The sequence below is a fragment of the Pseudomonas retamae genome (assembly GCF_043496865.1).
Lineage (GTDB): Bacteria > Pseudomonadota > Gammaproteobacteria > Pseudomonadales > Pseudomonadaceae > Aquipseudomonas > Aquipseudomonas retamae.
Map to the genome: position 1 here is coordinate 456,361 of NZ_JBIEIL010000004.1, position 17,647 is coordinate 474,007.

General features: G+C 59.1%; 18 protein-coding genes and 1 tRNA gene. 16 read left to right on the forward strand and 3 right to left on the reverse strand.

The genetic code is table 11. The annotated features are described in order from the left end of the window. Positions 1-110: 110 nt before the first annotated feature. The gene (locus tag ACGSLL_RS10815) at positions 111-1,775 is read right to left on the reverse strand and encodes an OFA family MFS transporter (protein WP_208939116.1); all 1,665 of its coding nucleotides are present in this window, start codon (positions 1,773-1,775) and stop codon (positions 111-113) included. Between the two features lie 224 nt (positions 1,776-1,999). On the opposite strand from ACGSLL_RS10815, the gene ACGSLL_RS10820 reads away from it, so the two are divergent. The 11 genes from ACGSLL_RS10820 (at position 2,000) to ACGSLL_RS10870 (ending at position 10,564) form a co-directional block, all read left to right on the forward strand. Further along, positions 2,000-2,449, forward strand: a complete 450-nt coding sequence (locus ACGSLL_RS10820; protein WP_394505627.1) for an acetyl-CoA sensor PanZ family protein — start codon at positions 2,000-2,002, stop codon at positions 2,447-2,449. Between the two features lie 33 nt (positions 2,450-2,482). Beyond that, positions 2,483-4,699, forward strand: coding sequence for an AsmA family protein (locus ACGSLL_RS10825; protein WP_394505629.1), 2,217 nt, complete (start codon positions 2,483-2,485; stop codon positions 4,697-4,699). Next, on the forward strand, positions 4,696-5,763 hold the full coding sequence (gene mutY, locus ACGSLL_RS10830) for an A/G-specific adenine glycosylase (RefSeq protein WP_394505631.1): 1,068 nt from the start codon (positions 4,696-4,698) through the stop codon (positions 5,761-5,763). The genes ACGSLL_RS10825 and mutY overlap by 4 nt, the downstream gene beginning before the upstream one ends. Next, complete coding sequence (locus tag ACGSLL_RS10835; RefSeq protein ID WP_258450837.1) at positions 5,760-6,032, forward strand: oxidative damage protection protein; 273 nt, start codon at positions 5,760-5,762, stop codon at positions 6,030-6,032. Before mutY ends, ACGSLL_RS10835 begins: the two co-directional genes overlap by 4 nt. Before the next feature lie 91 nt (positions 6,033-6,123). Beyond that, positions 6,124-6,199: transfer RNA gene (locus tag ACGSLL_RS10840), tRNA-Phe, on the forward strand. 331 nt (positions 6,200-6,530) lie between these two features. After that, a complete protein-coding gene (locus ACGSLL_RS10845) occupies positions 6,531-6,992 on the forward strand; it encodes a hypothetical protein (protein ID WP_394505634.1) in 462 nt (153 codons plus the stop codon). Positions 6,993-7,115: 123 nt separating this feature from the next. Then, entirely contained in the window at positions 7,116-7,382 is a 267-nt protein-coding gene (locus tag ACGSLL_RS10850; RefSeq protein ID WP_394505636.1) for a hypothetical protein, read from the forward strand. A gap of 179 nt (positions 7,383-7,561) precedes the next feature. After that, positions 7,562-8,620: a PDDEXK nuclease domain-containing protein gene (locus ACGSLL_RS10855; protein ID WP_394505638.1), complete on the forward strand. Its 1,059-nt coding sequence runs from the start codon at positions 7,562-7,564 to the stop codon at positions 8,618-8,620. Positions 8,621-8,687: 67 nt separating this feature from the next. Then, the gene (locus ACGSLL_RS10860; protein WP_394505640.1) at positions 8,688-9,662 is read left to right on the forward strand and encodes an alpha/beta hydrolase family protein; all 975 of its coding nucleotides are present in this window, start codon (positions 8,688-8,690) and stop codon (positions 9,660-9,662) included. A gap of 29 nt (positions 9,663-9,691) precedes the next feature. Next, complete coding sequence (locus ACGSLL_RS10865; protein WP_208939122.1) at positions 9,692-10,105, forward strand: hypothetical protein; 414 nt, start codon at positions 9,692-9,694, stop codon at positions 10,103-10,105. 6 nt (positions 10,106-10,111) lie between these two features. Then, positions 10,112-10,564 carry a hypothetical protein gene (locus ACGSLL_RS10870; RefSeq protein ID WP_394505643.1) on the forward strand — a complete coding sequence of 151 codons (453 nt, stop codon included), beginning with the start codon at positions 10,112-10,114 and terminating at the stop codon, positions 10,562-10,564. Positions 10,565-10,646: 82 nt separating this feature from the next. On the opposite strand, the gene ACGSLL_RS10875 is transcribed toward ACGSLL_RS10870, so the two are convergent. Then, positions 10,647-10,973 carry a hypothetical protein gene (locus ACGSLL_RS10875; protein WP_394505645.1) on the reverse strand — a complete coding sequence of 109 codons (327 nt, stop codon included), beginning with the start codon at positions 10,971-10,973 and terminating at the stop codon, positions 10,647-10,649. 371 nt (positions 10,974-11,344) lie between these two features. After that, positions 11,345-12,736, reverse strand: a complete 1,392-nt coding sequence (gabP, locus tag ACGSLL_RS10880; RefSeq protein WP_394505647.1) for a GABA permease — start codon at positions 12,734-12,736, stop codon at positions 11,345-11,347. 543 nt (positions 12,737-13,279) lie between these two features. Here gabP and ACGSLL_RS10885 point away from each other — a divergent pair. The 5 genes from ACGSLL_RS10885 to ACGSLL_RS10905 all read left to right on the forward strand — a co-directional run bounded on the left by ACGSLL_RS10885 (position 13,280) and on the right by ACGSLL_RS10905 (position 17,491). Then, the gene (locus ACGSLL_RS10885; RefSeq protein ID WP_039756564.1) at positions 13,280-14,053 is read left to right on the forward strand and encodes an ABC transporter ATP-binding protein; all 774 of its coding nucleotides are present in this window, start codon (positions 13,280-13,282) and stop codon (positions 14,051-14,053) included. Between the two features lie 13 nt (positions 14,054-14,066). Beyond that, positions 14,067-14,816, forward strand: coding sequence for an ABC transporter substrate-binding protein (locus ACGSLL_RS10890; RefSeq protein ID WP_394505650.1), 750 nt, complete (start codon positions 14,067-14,069; stop codon positions 14,814-14,816). 77 nt (positions 14,817-14,893) lie between these two features. Continuing rightward, entirely contained in the window at positions 14,894-15,586 is a 693-nt protein-coding gene (locus tag ACGSLL_RS10895; protein WP_394505652.1) for an ABC transporter permease, read from the forward strand. Beyond that, entirely contained in the window at positions 15,586-16,275 is a 690-nt protein-coding gene (locus tag ACGSLL_RS10900) for an ABC transporter permease (protein WP_394505654.1), read from the forward strand. Before ACGSLL_RS10895 ends, ACGSLL_RS10900 begins: the two co-directional genes overlap by 1 nt. Continuing rightward, positions 16,256-17,491, forward strand: coding sequence for a methyltransferase (locus ACGSLL_RS10905; protein ID WP_394505656.1), 1,236 nt, complete (start codon positions 16,256-16,258; stop codon positions 17,489-17,491). The genes ACGSLL_RS10900 and ACGSLL_RS10905 overlap by 20 nt, the downstream gene beginning before the upstream one ends. Positions 17,492-17,647: the final 156 nt, after the last annotated feature.

Consider the following 17,647-nt stretch of genomic DNA (forward strand, 5'->3'; position numbering starts at 1 on the left):
GGAGCGAGCCTGCTCGCGAAAGCGGTTGGTCAGCCAACATTCATGTCGACTGGCACTCCGTCTTCGCGAGCAGGCTCGCTCCCACAGGGGTACTGCGTTCTAGCAACTACTTAGTGAAACAGTACCGCCGTCTTCTGCAGGGTCACCCACACACCCCACGCCAACGGAATACCGACCACCAGCCACGCAGCGATTGCCAGCGGCTTGCTGCCCGGTGCGGCTTTCCACTCAAGAACGGTGCTGCCATCAGCCCCCTTGTCATGGCCCAGCGCCTGTTCGGCCGCCAGTTCAGCGTCGGTCATGAAGTACTTGTCGGCCACCGGACGCACCATCAGGTTGCACAGGAAGCCCAGCACCAGCAGACCGGCGAGGATGTACAAGGTGATGTCGTAAGCGGCGGCGCGTTCAACGCCGATGCTCAATTGATATTCACGCAGGTAGTTCACCAGCACCGGACCCAACACGCCCGCGGCAGCCCAGGCGGTCAGCAGACGACCGTGGATCGCGCCGACCATTTGTGTACCGAACAAGTCAGCCAGATACGCCGGCACGGTGGCAAAACCACCGCCGTACATCGACAGGATGATGCAGAACGCGCCCACGAACAGCGCAACGTTGCCCAGATGACCCATATTCGGAATCAGCGCGTACAGAGCAAAACCCAGGGCGAAGAACACGAAGTAGGTGTTCTTGCGGCCCAGGTAGTCCGAGAACGAAGCCCAGAAGAACCGGCCACCAATGTTGAACAGGCTCAACAGACCGGTAAAACCGGCGGCAATCGCAGCGATCGAAGCCAGTTGACCCGCGTCAAGTTGACCGAACGGCACATCCACGCCCAGCAGCTTGCCGCCGAACACTTCCTGCAACAGTGGCGAAGCCATGCCGAGGATGCCGATACCCGCAGATACGTTCAGGCACAGCACCAGCCAGACCAGACGAAATTGCGGGGTTTTCCACGCGACGTTCACGTGGACGTGACGGTTGGTGATCATCGCGTTCGAGGCTTTCTTCGCCGGCGCGGTCCAGCCTTCAGGCTTCCAGCCGGTTGGCGGCACGCGGTAGGACAGTGCGCCACCGATCATGAACACGAAGTAGATCGCAGCCATGGCCACGAAGCTCTGCCATACGCCCACGCCTTCAGCCGAAGCAAAGTGGCTCATCAGCGCAGTGGCCAACGGTGCGCCGACCATCGCGCCGCCACCGAAGCCCATGATCGCCATGCCGGTCGCCATGCCGCGCTTGTCCGGGAACCACTTGATCAGGGTCGACACTGGCGAGATATAGCCCAGGCCCAGACCAATACCGCCGATTACCCCAGAGCCAATCCACATCAGCCAGATCTGGTGGGTATAAATACCCAGCGCCGAGATCAACAGACCGCCGCACCAGCACAGTGCCGAAACAACGCCGGCCTTGCGTGGCCCGGCATGTTCCAGCCAGCCACCCCAGATCGCTGCCGAGCAGCCGAGGAAGATGAAGAACAGCGTGTAGATCCAGCCGAGCATGGAGATCGGCCAGTCGCAGTTCGAAGAAAATACCTGTGCGATGAAACTCATGTCCGGTGCGCAAGCCACCGGAGCGGTAACGCCCAATGCCTTGGACAGCGGCAACCAGAACACCGAAAAGCCATAGGCCATGCCGATGCACAGGTGAATGGCCAAAGCGGCGGGTGGAACCAGCCAGCGGTTGAAACCGGGCTTGGCGATGATGCGTTCCTTGGACAGGAACGCAGGCTGGTCGGCGCGCAGGCCGTCCGCCGTGATGCTCGTGCTCATTGTGTATCCCCCAATTGTTAGTATGGTTCGCCAGCCACTGCTCACCCTCGGCCTTATGCACGCAGGCATGACCGTTTTTTCAGGTGAAGCTCCTTGAAGGCGCGACGTTAAGTCGCAGACGGGCGGACGAACTGGCGAAGGTTACCATTCTCAGGTGACAGAAAAACCAAACTGACATCACCTTTTTTCAAGTCATCTGTTCTCGTACCACTCAGGAAACGACCATGCCGATCACCGTCCAGGTGCTACAAGACGCCAATAATCAAGATCAGCAGGACTTGCAGAAGATCTATCGCGACGCGCCGCCATGGCTATACGCGCCGTTTTCCGGGGCTTTCGGACTGATCGAAAGCAGCCTCGCCGACGGCGCTCTGATCGCCGCGCGCTTCAACGACCGCCTGCTCGGTGCCGGGCGTCTGCAAAGGCACCACGATGTCTGGTACTTGTCCCATTTATGCGTGCGAAAAGTTACCCGCCGTCGCGGAGTCGCCGAACGGCTGGTGAACCAAGCGCAGGAAATGGCGTCGCAAGCGGGGGCTGAACTGCGCCTGCTCGCGCCTGCCGGACAGGTCGAGGCGCAAGCCCTCGCGGCCAAATTGCACGTAACGCTGGACGTACTGGCAACAGGACGCCACAGCGAACCGGGCCGTTGCAGCGCTATACTCCCCGGCTAATTTACGAATTCGACTCACTACAAGGACTCGCCCATGAAAGCGTTCGGCAAAATCCTGGGTCTGGTGCTTCTCGGGTTGTTGCTGATCATCGTGGCGGCAGGCTTTGCCCTGACCCACCTCTTCGATCCCAACGACTACAAAGACGAGATCCGCCAGATAGCTCGCGACAAGGCCCACATCGAGCTGACGCTCAATGGCGATATCGGCTGGAGCCTGTTCCCCTGGCTCGGCCTGGAATTGCACGAAGCCAGCGTCGCCACCCTGGCCAAACCTGCCGAACCGTTCGCCGACCTGCAGATGCTCGGCCTGTCGGTGCGCGTGCTGCCGCTGCTGCGCCGCGAAGTGCAAATGAGCGATGTCCGCGTCGAGGGCCTGAACCTGCGTCTGAACCGTGACAAGAACGGTCACGGCAACTGGGAAGACATTGGCAAGGTGCCAGTTGCGCCGGGCACAACCCCGCCGGCCAAAATCGACGCGCCTGCCGGCGAACCGACCGTAGCTGTGGAAAAACCGGCGCAGCCGATTCGCCTCGACATCGACAGCCTGACCGTCAACAACGCCCGCGTTGAGTACACCGACGAGCTGACCGGCAAGCAGTTCAGCGCCGAAAGCATCCAGTTGAGCACCGGCCCGGTCCACGACTCGACCAATATTCCGGTTAAAGCCACCGCGTTTCTTGGCACCAATCAACCGGTGCTGCGCGTGCGTACCGAGCTCAGCGGCGAGTTGCGCTTCGAACGCGCCGTACAGCGCTACAAGTTCGAAGACTTGAAGTTGTCCGGCGAACTGGCCGGCGATCCGCTGCAAGGCAAGACCATGACCTTCTCGGCGCAAGGCCAGCTATTGCTGGATAAAGCCGCGAATGTCGCCGAATGGACTGGCATCAAGATTTCCGCCAACCAGCTGCGCGCCTTGGGCGAACTGAAAGCCAACGACCTCGACAAGACGCCGCAGATCACTGGCGGTATTTCCATCGCCCAGTTCGATCTGGCGAAATTCGTCGATAGCGTCGGGCAGACGCTGCCGGCCATGGCCGAAGGCAGTCTGAGCAAGGTCGAACTGGTCAGCCGCATCGCGGCCACGCCCAGCAGCATCGCCTTCGACAACATCAACCTGAAGCTCGACGACAGCAGCATCAGCGGCCGTATCGCCGTGGAAGACTTCGCCAAGCAATCGCTGCGGATGATCCTCAAGGCCGACACCTTCAACGCCGACCGTTATCTGCCGCCAAAATCGGCGCAGGCCAACAGCGCCACACAGACGCGTCAGGCCGAGGTTGCAAGCACCGAGGCCGGTGCCGTCGCAGGCACCACGCCGCTGCCGGACAAACCGAGCAAAACCGCCTGGAGCACCGAGCGCCTGCTGCCGGTCGAACGTCTGGCCAAGCTCGATGTGGACGCTGATCTTAGCTTCGGCCAATTGACCCTCGACAAGCTGCCGATCGACAACGCCGCGCTCAAGGCCAGCGGCCAGGGCGGCCTGCTGACCCTGACCAACCTCAGCGGCGATCTGTACAACGGCGGATTCGTCGCCAACGGCACGCTCGACGTGCGCCCGAGCGCGCCGGTGTTGAATCTGCAGACCCGACTCAATCGGGTGCCCGCAGAAAAGATCATCGAAAGCCAAGGCAAGAATCCGCCGGTCAAAGGTCTGGTGACACTCACCGGCAGCTTCACCGGCAGTGGCAACAGCCAGCAGGCGCTGATCGACACGCTGAACGGCAACGCCAGTTTCGTCATCAACAACGGCGTGCTGCTCAATGCCAACCTTGAGCAGCAACTGTGCAAAGGCATCGCCACGCTCAATCGCAAAACTCTCAGCGGCGAGCCGCGCGGCAAGGACACGCCGTTCGAAGAACTCAAGGGCAACCTGACTGTACGCAACGGCGTCGCCAGCAACCCGGACCTGAAAGTGCGCATCCCCGGCATGACCGTCAACGGTGACGGCGACATCGACCTGCGCGTACTCGGCATGGATTACCGCGTCGGCATCATCGTCGAAGGCGACACCAGCGCCATGCCTGACCCGGCGTGCCAGGTCGGCGAAAAATTCGTCGGCGTCGAATGGCCGCTGCGTTGCCGCGGCCCGCTGGAACTCGGCGCCAAGGCCTGCCGCATCGACAATGACCGCCTCGGCCAGGTCGCGAGCAAAATGGCCGGCGACAAGCTCAGCGAAAAGATCGACGAAAAGCTGGGCGACAAAGTCAGCCCGGAACTGAAAAACGCATTGAAGGGGCTGTTCAAGCGATGACAGCGGAGCAGTTTTCCACCGCGGTGCTCGACTGGTTCGACCGCCACGGCCGCCACGATCTGCCTTGGCAACAGAACATCAATCCGTATCGGGTGTGGGTGTCGGAGATCATGCTGCAGCAGACCCAGGTCAGCACGGTGCTCAATTATTTTGATCGCTTCATGACCGCGCTGCCGACCGTTGAAGCGCTGGCCTCAGCACCGGAAGACGAGGTGCTGCATCTGTGGACCGGGCTGGGTTACTACACCCGCGCGCGCAATTTGCAAAAGACCGCGAAGATCGTCGTCAGCCAGTACGGCGGCGAGTTTCCGCGCGACGTCGAAAAACTCACCGAACTGCCGGGCATCGGCCTGTCCACAGCTGGCGCCATTGCCAGCATCAGCATGGGCCTGCGCGCGCCGATTCTCGACGGCAACGTCAAACGCGTGCTGGCGCGTTTTACCGCGCAGGAGGGTTACCCCGGCGAGCCGAAGGTGGCCAAACAGCTGTGGGCCAACGCTGAGCGCTTTACCCCGCACAATCGGGTCAACGCCTACACCCAGGCGATGATGGATCTCGGCGCCACGCTCTGCACGCGCAGCAAACCGAGCTGCCTGCTGTGCCCGCTGGAGCGTGGCTGCGAAGCGCACATGCTCGGCCTGGAAACCCGCTACCCGATTCCCAAGCCGCGCAAAGCCATTCCGCAAAAGCGCACGCTGATGCCGATGCTCGCCAACGGTGAAGGCGCGATTCTGCTTTACCGCCGCCCTTCGACAGGACTGTGGGGCGGTTTGTGGAGCCTGCCGGAGCTGGATGATATGGACGATCTGCAGCATCTGGCCGATCAGCACTCGCTGACCATGGGCCAGCAGCAGGCGCTGCCGGGCCTTGTCCACACGTTTAGCCATTTCCAGCTGTCGATCGAACCCTGGCTGGTTCAGGTACAGGAGGCCGCCCATCACGTGGCCGAGGCCGACTGGCTCTGGTATAACCTCGCCACCCCGCCGCGCCTGGGCCTCGCCGCCCCGGTCAAGACCTTGCTCGAACGCGCGGCCGCCGTCTTGAATGCAGGAGTATCGCCATGACCCGCACCGTAATGTGCCGCAAGTACAAAGAACAACTCGAAGGCCTTGAACGCGCGCCGTTCCCTGGCGCCAAGGGCCAGGACATCTACGACAACGTGTCCGCCAAGGCCTGGGCCGACTGGCAGAAACACCAGACCCTGCTGATCAATGAAAAGCGTCTGAACATGATGAACGCCGAAGACCGCAAATTCCTTCAGGGCGAAATGGACAAGTACTTCTCCGGCGAGGAATACGCCAAGGCCGAAGGCTACGTGCCGCCATCCGAATAACCCGGGGTTTTCGTAAGCGACGGAATTAATTTAAGAAATTTTCAAAAAGTCGTTGACGTAAATCCGAAAAACCCTTTTAATGCGCCCCGTTGCCCAGATAGCTCAGTCGGTAGAGCAGGGGATTGAAAATCCCCGTGTCGGCGGTTCGATTCCGTCTCTGGGCACCAAATACCGAAAACCCTGAATCGCAAGATTCAGGGTTTTTTTATGTCTGCGATTTGATAAACCCGGCGAATGAACCCAACGGCGCACCCGAAAACTTTTAGCTTTAGTGCTCTGATTGATTGATGGCTCCGTGCTATTATTTTTCAGGTACATGGAAGACCGTCGATGTTGATGCCGAAATGCCCCCGCTTTCGAATCAGTCGCCACAGGATCGAGATACGCAAGGAGTGCGTGCTTTTCACCCCTCCGCGCAAACATCCCCGCCCTGCCCGACCAGACTAGTCAGCCTTCCAGGCACGCCCACCTTCTCGAAAAACCGAACCTGGAATCGTTATGTCCGACATCAATGAGTTGAAAGACAAGATCAACACCAAAACCTTGAACATGGTTCTGCTGTCGATGGCCACCGCCGGGCTGTACCTGTTGCTTTGGCTGTACAAGAGCAATCAGAAGATCAGCGAAACCACAAAAATCAAACTGGTCGACGATACCTACATCATTTGGCTCGCCGTCTGCCTTGGCTGGTGCGGCCTGCTGTCGAACCTGGGCGATGTGCTGTTCGACACACTGTCGTTTGCTCTGATGATTGCCTATAACGCGCTTTATATCGTCTGGGCGTTCAAGGCGAAGAACGCATTGTCGGAATACGCTCTCAACGTGCACAAGATCGATTTGCGCATGAACGGTTTCTACACCTTCTTCTTCAACATCTTCTACGTGAATTACTGCATCAACGACTTGCCTGAAGAACAGCGCAAGCAGCAAATCCTGCGCGCTCAAACGACGCAAGCCTGATCCAGGGATAAGTGGCAGCCCAATGGGCTGCCACTGAATCTCATGAACCAGAAGCGCACTCGTATTCCGCGGCCGCATCCATCCCCACCCCGCGATAGCCTGGTGTCCAGAGGGCTGGCAATCATGATTTACCTGTTTCTGATCGGTACCGGCGCGCTGCTGGGTTACTCCGCCATCGACGGCGTTATCCACGAGACGATCAGCACCGCCACGCGCGGCGGGCCGAGCAAGGTCTACACCCTCGCCGGGCAGCCGGGCGCGTACTGGTTTCATGTCGTACTTCAAGGTCTGTTCGGCGCGTTACTGATGGCCGCAGGCCTGGCGTGGCACAGACTGACGCGTATCGACAAACCTGTGGCCAGAACCCAACGCAAACCGCGTTCGCGTTAACGGTTGTCCTCAAGCGTACGAAATAGACTACAGACGCCGGCCCGGCAAAGCTTCGGTCCTCGGCAACGTCCTGCAATGGCAATCTCTTCTTCCTGCGGACTTCACCGTCTCCCCCGACATACTGAAACGGCGACAATCGTCATGCTTTTGCGTCTGTTCACCCTGACGCGGAAGACTCGATGAGCCAGCTAAAACCTGCTGATACGCAAGATCCGAAAATCGATTCACTGCTGGGCGAACTGGGCGAGCTGATTCGCCAGGCGCGGCAAAAAGTGCTGCGAGCGGTTGATACGATTCAAGTGCAGACTTGTTGGCAGATCGGCCGGCATATTGTCGAGTTCGAGCAAAAAGGCGCTCAGCGTGCGGGTTATGGCCAGCGGTTGCTGGCGCTACTGGCGAAGGATCTGACGGAGCAGTTCGGGAAGGGGTTTGACGCCTCCAATCTGCGCTACATGCGCCTCTTTTATCAGGCGTTTCCAATTCGTGACGCACTGCGTCACGAATTGAGCTGGACCCATTACCGCCGCCTGCTACGCGTCGAAAGCGAGAAAGCACGTCTGTGGTACATGAACGAATGTGCCGACCTCAACTGGTCAAGTCGCGCCCTTGATCGGCAGATCCTGACGCTCTATTACGAGCGCCTGCTCATGAGCCAGGACAAAACCGAAGTGGTCGAGGAAGCAACCACCAACATCAATGCCATGAAATGCAATCCACGGGAATTCATTCGCGATCCGGTCATGCTCGAATTCCTCGGTCTGCCCTCTGCGGGCAAAGTCAGGGAAAGCGGACTCGAACAAGCTCTCATCGATCACCTGCAAAGCTTTTTGCTTGAACTGGGCAAAGGCTTCTCCTTTGTCGCTCGGCAACAACGCATCAGCACTGACGGCGTTGATCTCTACATCGATCTGGTGTTCTACAACTACCTCCTCAAGTGCTTCGTGATCATCGACCTCAAACGCGGCAAGCTCAGCGCCCGCGATGTCGGGCAGATGGACATGTATGTGCGCATGTACGACGAGCTCAAGCGCAGCGAGGGCGACAAGCCGACTGTCGGCATCATTCTGAGCGCCGAGAGCAACGACTCGGTTGCGCGTTATTCGATGCTCAAAGGCAATGAGCAACTGTTCGCCAGCAGTTACAAAACGATATTGCCGAGCGAAGAACAGCTACGTGCCGAACTGAACCGCGAACAGGCGCTGATTGAAGAACGCATGCTCACCCAATCCGCTGAATAAACCGGCTGGATTGTTCACAGACACCACTGAGACTATCGTTGGCGAATCTCCGTCGAGGTCGAGCACCATGAGCAGTCAGCACACAACCGGACCGGAAAACGCTGAATTGAGCCAACCGGTTCTGACTGCAAGCGAAGGTATCGCCTTCAAGGAAACCGCCGACGACGGCTATGCACTCGGCGGTTTCACTTGGCGCCACAGCTCGCCCGACCCGCAACGCCCGGTGGTCATCATCAATGCCGCCACGTCCGTGCGTTGCCGTCACTATTCACGTTTCGCGGCTTATCTGTTCAGCCATGGCTTCGACGTGATGACCTACGACTATCGCGGCATCGGCGAATCACGCCGCGCTTCGATCAAAGGCTTGAACGCGTCATGGACGGATTGGGGCTCGCTGGATTTCGAAGCGATGCTCAAACGTGCGCAGCGGGAGTTTCCCCGGCAGCCGATCGATGTGGTCGGTCACAGTTTTGGCGGTTGCGCGGCGGGGCTGGCCGAATCCGGGCGAGGAATCCGACGGCTGGTCACCGTCGGCGCGCAGTTCGCGTACTGGCACGACTACGCAACCGAACAGCGCTGGCGCATGTTGGGCAAATGGCATGTGGTCATGCCTCTGCTGACGCTGCTCTGCGGCTTTTTCCCGGGTAAGCGGCTCGGCTGGCTGGAAGACACGCCAAAGGGCGTTGTACGCGACTGGAGCACGCCTGCCGCACGTTTCGAACAGCGCCCGAGCGGTCGCGCCCTGTTGCAGAAAACTGGCGCCCTGCCCTTCGCCAACGTTCATGCACAAACCCTGGCCATCAGCATCAGCGACGACCCTTACGGCACGATCCCGGCCATCGAACGCCTGCTCGACTACTTCAGCAACGCGACAAAAATTCACCTGCGTATCGAGCCGAGGGACATTGGCGAACAACAAGTCGGACATTTCGCCTTTTTTCGCAGCGCATACCAAGCCACACTATGGCCCATCGCTCTGACCTGGCTGCAGACCGGCGCACTGGCCCCCGACACACCCGGCCGGCAAGTCCCGCGCAGCTGAGCCCTTCCCAACGCACGACGGAACACATCATGGCCTCCGCCAACAAGCAGCAAAAACGCGCCGCCCGGGCCAAGACCAAGGCCAAGCAGAACCGCACCAAACGCGCCGAGGCGCCGGTCGAACTGGACCCGAACGACGACCGCATCGACTTCGAATCGGTGGACCTCACCGAGCTGTTCAAGAAGATGATCGACGCCGAAAAGATCAGCCAGCAAGCGATGTGCAGCGCGTTCCTCGAAGACCCGCTGCTGGAACTGGTCTATGAGCAGGAAGGCGAAGAAGGCGCGATGGATTTCATCCTCGCCGCGCTGATCGAATATCGCCAGTGGTCGCAGGAAACCGATGAGGCCGGCGCGCTGGCGTGGATCGAATCCCCGGCCTTCCAGGCCGACTATGTGGCCGCGTCCGACGCGATCGCCGCGCAAACCCAACAGAAGAACTGAGTTCCCATGGCATCCCTGAACAAGCAACAGAAACGCGCCAAACGCGCCAAGGCCAAAGCCAAGCAAATCCGCATGGTCGGTCGCAAGCCGCTGGATCAGGACGAAGACCTCGGTCACCTCGCCGAGCCGATCCCGGAATACACCCTGGCGATGTTCAGCAAAATGCGCGACGCCGAAGCCGTCAGCCGCGATGAGATGTTGCTGACGCTGCTGCGCGAACTGGCCTTCATCATCGTCGACCATCCTGAACTGCTGGACATGGAAAACGCCGACAACGAAGGCATGGCCGCCACCCACCTGGCCGCAGACATGCTGATCGACTACCGCATGTGGGCCGACGGCATGACCATCGAAGAAGCCCAGGCCTGGCTGAGCGAACCGCAGTTCATCACCGATTTCGGGATAGCGCTGGATACTTACAGTAAATCGGTAGACGACAGCGAAGCGAAAGCCGAATAACGCCTGGCGTTAATTCCGGGCGCAAAAAAACGGGCGCAATCAGTGATGATTGCGCCCGTTTTTTTAAGCCGGATGTTCGCTATCAGATCGCTGCTGCTTCCAGCCGCGGGATCTCCATACCGATTTTCGAACTGACGTAATTCAGGTCGCCACTGGCAATGGATTGAGCCTTGTAACCGGCGCCGATCAAGTCGCGTACGTACAGTTTGTTGTAGATGAACATGAATACGATATTGCTTAAACCGAAGGTCATGCAGGCCAGGACAAACATGATCGCTGCCCATTTGATGTCACCACGGAACAGCGGCGGCAGGAAACTGAAGAAAAACACAGTCCACGAAAAGCCGATCGGCGCTTCTTTCATCGCACCGGTATTAGGGTTTTTGAATACAACCGATGTAAACGCCATACATGTCTCTCCTTGATGCCCTGATGGGGGTCGCTGAATGGCCGGGCCAATTCGACTCAGCTTCTACTGCGTGCCGCTCTTGAAAAGTCGGCAGCAGAAAATGCACCGTGGCTGACGCGCACGATGAGGAGCAGGCTGGAAAGGGTCGACGGCTTTGGCTGCAAGGCGGGGGCGTGACGAACAATCCGTGTCCTGAAACTCCAATGCACCCGTAACACCGGGATACACATTTTCGGAGAAGGCTACTATCTCGCCATCACTGTGTCCATCACAAGCATGCCTGGATCGAGTTAAGGAATGCCCAAAGAAAACGACCGCGATCATCTCTGATCGCGGTCGCCTGGCCCTTACGTCCAGGAAAGCGGATTGAATTACCGTGCCACGGCAACACTGAGCTTTTCCTGACGACGGCGGCGTGCCACCAGCAAACCGGCAGCCACCACCATCAGACTCAGCAGGCCTGTGGCGAGGATTTCGACGCGATGGGCTTCCTGGAACAGCATGATGGTCAGCGCCGCGATGATGAAGATGATCACCGCGTAGGTCAGCCCCGGGAACAGCCACATGCTGAAGACAATTTTCTCGCCGCGTGCCACGAGCTGCTTGCGCATGCGCAGTTGCGAGAAGGCGATCACCAGGTACACCAGCAGGGCAATGGCGCCGGAGCTGGCCAGCAGGAACTCGAACACCGCAGCCGGTGCGACGTAATTGGCGAAGGTGCAAAGGAACGCTGCGCCGGTCGACAACATGACTGCCCAGTAAGGCGTGCCGCTCTTGTTGGTGCGGGTCGACATGGCCGGGGCGTCGCCGCGCTTGCCGAGCGAGAACAGCATGCGCGAAGACGTGTACAGCGCCGAGTTCAGGCAGCTGGTCACCGCCACCAGCACGACGATGTCGACGATCATCTTGGCGTTCGGGATGCCCATGCGCTCAAGCACAGTCTGGTAGGAGCCGAGGTTGGCCAGCGTAGGATCGTTCCATGGCACCAGCGCCACGACGATGAAGATCGACACCAGATAGAACAGGCCGATCCGCCAGATCACCGAGTTGGTGGCCTTGGAGATCTGCTTGCCCGGGTCTTTCGATTCCGCCGCCGCGATGGTGACGATCTCGGTGCCCATGAAGGAGAACATGGTGGTCAGGATCGCGCCCAGCACAGCGCCCATGCCATTGGGCAGGAAGCCGCCGCTGTCGAACAGGTGCGAAACGCCGCTGACCTGACTGGTCGGCAGGACGCCGAAAATAGCAGCGAGGCCGAGAGCGATAAAGCCGATGATTGCCAACACCTTGATCAAAGCGAACCAGAACTCGAACTCACCGTAATTCTTCACGCTGAACAGGTTGGTCACGGTCAGCAGCATGGTGATGACCAGCGCAAAAGCCCAGATATCCACGCCCGGGAACCATGCGTGCAGGATGGTCGCAGCGGCGTTGGCTTCCAGTGGAATCACCAGTACCCAGAACCACCAGTACAACCAGCCGATGGTGAAACCGGCCCAATGCCCGATCGCGCGGTCGGCGTAGGTCGAGAAAGAACCGGTGTCCGGCGACGCGACGGCCATTTCGCCGAGCATGCGCATCACCAGCACCACCAAGGTACCGGCAGCAGCGTAAGCCAGCAGCACGGCCGGGCCGGCGGCAGCGATGGCGTGGCCGGAGCCAACGAACAGACCGGCGCCGATCACACCGGCGATCGACAACATGGTCACATGACGCGGTTTGAGCCCCTGTTCGAGGCCATTGGAGCTTGGGGTACTGCTCATAGAGACTACCTTTGCAAGGAAAGCGGGTGCATCCGGCCGGTCTGAAAATTCTCTCTCGTAAAAAGAATCCAACGGGCTGTTCCTTATTCTGCACGCAAGATTTGCGCCAAAATGTTTCATACCCTTGTATGCCGGGGTATACGGCATCCGATGCAAGTCCTTGAGTTCAATGGCAATTCGCCAGAGCGTTACCCTGCGACTCACATTCAGGACAAATCCGCGCACCAGCAACACACAGAAAAAGTCTCCGACGCACAGAAAAAGGGCGAATCGGTAACGATCGGCCGGATAGCGCTTCCAACACCCCGCCAAAGCTGGCAACATCGCGCCTTTTTTTACGCGACACCCACGGGCGTGCTTGATCAAACACCCGTTCGGTTGTTGATGGGGCGACAGTCTGCTGCGCCGATGCGACACCCTGCCACAGGCCACCCGATTACCGCTCGTAGCGCTGTTGGCTGCCATTGAAACGCTATGCTAGCTTGGCCGCCTCGCCTGGAAGGCCCGCCAACAGCAGGAGCGCAACATATATGAGGAACGCACATGGCTGAGGCCACGCCCGCGCTGGAAATCCGCAACTTGCACAAACGCTACGGACAGCTTGAGGTGCTCAAAGGCATATCGCTGACCGCCCGCGATGGCGACGTGATCTCGATCCTCGGTTCCTCCGGTTCCGGCAAGTCCACCTTCCTGCGCTGCATCAATCTGCTGGAAAACCCGCACCAGGGCCAGATTCTGGTAGCCGGGGAAGAACTCAAGCTCAAAGCCGCGAAGAACGGCGAACTGGTTGCCGCCGACGGCAAACAGATCAATCGCCTGCGCTCGGAGATTGGTTTTGTATTTCAAAACTTTAATCTGTGGCCGCACATGAGCGTGCTCGACAACGTCATCGAAGCCCCGCGTCGCGTGCTCGGCCAGAGCAAGGCCGAAGCCATCGAAGTCGCCGAAGCACTGCTGGCCAAGGTCGGCATCGCCGACAAGCGCCACGCCTATCCGGCGCAACTGTCCGGCGGTCAGCAACAACGCGCGGCCATCGCCCGCACATTGGCGATGCAGCCGAAGGTGATCCTGTTCGACGAGCCCACCTCCGCGCTTGACCCGGAAATGGTTCAGGAAGTACTTAGTGTCATCCGCGCATTGGCCGAAGAAGGCCGCACCATGTTGCTCGTGACCCACGAAATGGGCTTCGCCCGTCAGGTTTCCAGCGAAGTGGTGTTCCTTCATCAGGGCCTTATAGAAGAGCAAGGATCGCCACAGCAGGTGTTCGAAAACCCGCTTTCGGCGCGCTGCAAACAATTCATGTCCAGCAACCGCTAACGGAGCAACATGCATGCAGAATTTCAAAAAGGTCTTCCTGGCCGCCGCCGTCACCCTGGCGTTCAGCGCCGGCGCCATGGCTGAGACACTGAAGATGGGCATCGAAGCGGCCTACCCGCCGTTCAACAACAAAGACGCCAGCGGCCAGGTTGTCGGCTTCGACAAGGAAATCGGCGACGCCCTGTGCGCGAAGATGAAAGTCGAATGCAGCGTGGTCACTTCCGATTGGGACGGCATCATTCCGGCCCTGAACGCGAAGAAGTTCGACTTTCTGATCTCCTCGCTGTCGATCACCGACGAGCGCAAGGGCGCGGTGGACTTCACCGACCCGTACTACTCGAACAAGCTGCAGTTCATTGCACCGAAAAACGTCGATTTCAAAACCGACAAGGATTCGCTCAAAGGCAAGAAGATCGGTACCCAGCGCGCGACGCTGGCCGGCATCTGGCTGGAGGATACTTACGGTGATGACATCTCGGTCAGCCTTTACGACACCCAGGAAAACGCCTACCTCGACCTGACCTCCGGTCGTGTCGACGCGATCCTCGCCGACAAGTACGCCAACTACGACTGGCTGAAAACCGACGCAGGCAAGAACTACGAGTTCAAGGGCGACCCGGTCGTCGAAAGCGACAAGATCGGCATCGCTGTGCGCAAGGGTGATCCACTGCGCGAGAAGCTGAACGCCGCCCTGAAGGAAATCGTCGCTGACGGTACCTATAAGAAAATCAACGACAAGTACTTCCCGTTCAGCATCTATTGATCTGACCTGTCGGACTGGCGCTGTGACCAAGCGGCGCCGGCTCCCGACTTTGCCTGCCGCAATTTGAACAGAAATCCATGATTATCGACCTCTACGGATTCGGCCCGGCGCTTGCTGCCGGCGCGCTGATGACCGTCCAACTGGCCCTCACCGCCCTGTGCCTGGGCCTGGTGCTCGGCCTGCTCGGCGCCTTGGCCAAGACATCCCCGTACAAGCCGTTGCAATGGCTTGGCGGCACTTATTCGACACTGGTACGTGGCGTTCCGGAATTGCTCTGGGTGCTGTTGATCTACTTCGGTACCATCAACACGATGAATGCCATTGGCGCATATTTTGGTCATCCCGAACTGGCGCTAAGCCCCTTTGTCGCGGGCGTAACCGCTCTGGGCCTGTGTTTCGGCGCCTATGCCACGGAAGTATTTCGCGGTGCCATCCTGGCTATTCCGAAAGGTCACCGAGAGGCAGGCCTGGCGTTGGGCCTGTCGAAATGGCGAATCTTCACCAGACTCATCATGCCGCAGATGTGGCGGATTGCCCTGCCGGGTCTGGGTAACCTGTTCATGATTCTGATGAAAGACACTGCGCTGGTATCGGTCATCGGACTGGAAGAAATCATGCGCAATGCGCAGAACGCCGTAACCTTCGCCAAACATCCATTTACTTTCTTTCTGGTCGCAGCCTTTATTTATCTGGGCCTGACGATCCTGGCCATGACCACTATGCACTTCCTGGAAAAACGCGCCGCTCGCGGCCTGGTGAGGACGCCTTAATGGAATGGGAAGTCATCTACAAGTGGCTGCCAAAGTTCTTTCAAGGCGCCGTCCTGACACTTGAGCTTGTGAGCATTGCCGTAATTCTGGGGCTGTTGCTGGCGATTCCATTGGGAATTGCTCGCTCTTCCAAGCTCTGGTTCGTGCGCGCAGTTCCTTATGCGTACATCTTCTTTTTTCGTGGTACGCCGTTGCTCGTGCAACTGTTTCTGGTCTATTACGGGCTCGCTCAGTTTGAAGCCGTACGCAACAGTTTCATGTGGGTCTATCTGCGCGAACCCTTCTGGTGCGCCGTGGCCACCATGACCTTGCACACAGCAGCCTATATCGCCGAGATCCTGCGAGGCGCCATCCAGGCCATCCCGCCAGGCGAAATTGAAGCCGCACGGGCATTGGGCATGTCGAGAGCCAAGGCCATGTTCTATATCGTGCTACCCCGTGCCGCGCGCATCGGCCTGCCGGCGTATAGCAACGAAGTGATTCTGATGCTCAAGGCCAGCTCTCTGGCGAGCACGGTGACGTTACTCGAGCTCACTGGTATCACCCGCACAATCATTGCTCGCAACTACCTGAACGTTGACATGTTCTTTACCGCCGGCGTCATCTATTTGTTGATGTCGTTTGTTCTGGTTCAGGCATTCAAGCAGCTAGAGCGCTGGCTGCGCGTCGATGCCTGCCAGGGCCGCTGAATCTTCCGACGTGCTGACGGGCGAGGCCCTACTCGCCCGCTTCACCGCGCTGGATGCTTTTCTCACGGCGCATCAGGCGTTGTGGAAGCCTCGTCCGTTCACCCATCGTTCACTGGCTTGGGAAACGTCCTTCCCCGAATTGGCTTCATGGCTACGCGGGCGATCGTTGGAAGACGCCGAGAACGCTCACAATCACCCTGCTGATCTTGTCGATGCGCCAGAACCGTTTACCTCACTGGCGAAGCTGTCGGCTGAATTGAGCGCGGTCGGTTCGCTGCCGGCGCATGCGCTGGAAACCGCCGGCCATCGATTGAATGTCGATGTACCGGGGCGCAAGTGGCAGCAGATCGAGGCGTTTGCCAGCCGCTTGGCTTTTTCAGCGCAGCCGATGCATTGGCTGGACTGGTGTTCGGGCAAAGGTCATCTGGGCCGGCGGTTGCTCAACGCAGGGCAACAACTGACGTGTGTTGAGTACGATCCTGCGCTGGTCGCCAGCGGTCAGGCACTGAGTCAGCGTCACCATTTGCATGCTCTGCATATCGAACAGGACGTGCTGGCGGCCGACGCGTGCACAGTCCTGAGCGCTGCCCACACCCCCGTCGCGCTCCACGCTTGCGGCGATCTGCATGTTCGCTTGATGCAACTGGCCAGCGCGGCCGGGTGTCAGCAAATGGCGGTTGCGCCGTGCTGCTACAACCGCATCGAACGCAGCGAATATCAGGCGTTGTCCTACGCCGGACTGCGATCTTCCCTACGGTTATCGCGGGAAGATCTGGCTCTGCCGATGAGCGAAACCGTCACCGCCGGCGCACGAGTCCGACGCCAGCGCGACACGTCCATGGCGCGACGCCTGGCCTTCGACTTGCTGCAACGGCAGCTGCGTGGCGTTAACGAATATCTGCCCACCCCGTCATTGCCAAGCGCCTGGCTGGATAAACCGTTTGCTGACTACTGCCGCGATCTCGCCGCCCTCAAAGACTTATCCACAACCGGCTCGACGGATTGGGAGCGTCTGGAAGCCGCCGGTTGGCAGCGTCTGGCCGAAGTGCGCAACCTGGAATTGCTGCGCGGGCTCTTCCGCCGGCCGCTGGAGCTTTGGCTGAATCTGGATCGCGCGCTTTTTCTGGTCGAGCAAGGCTATGCCGTGCGTCTGGGCATATTCTGCGAAACGGCGCTAACGCCGCGTAATCTGCTGCTCTTGGCCCAGCGCGGATAAGAGTCCGCCAATCTGTGGATAACTCTGTTAATGAAATTCGCTTGGATCCGATATATGCGCCTGTTTCGGCCCTTCTGCTGCTCTGGTCATTTTTTGTTCACATAAATAAAAAACCGGCAAAACAGCAATTTGCATACAAAATGAGAATGCCTGCTA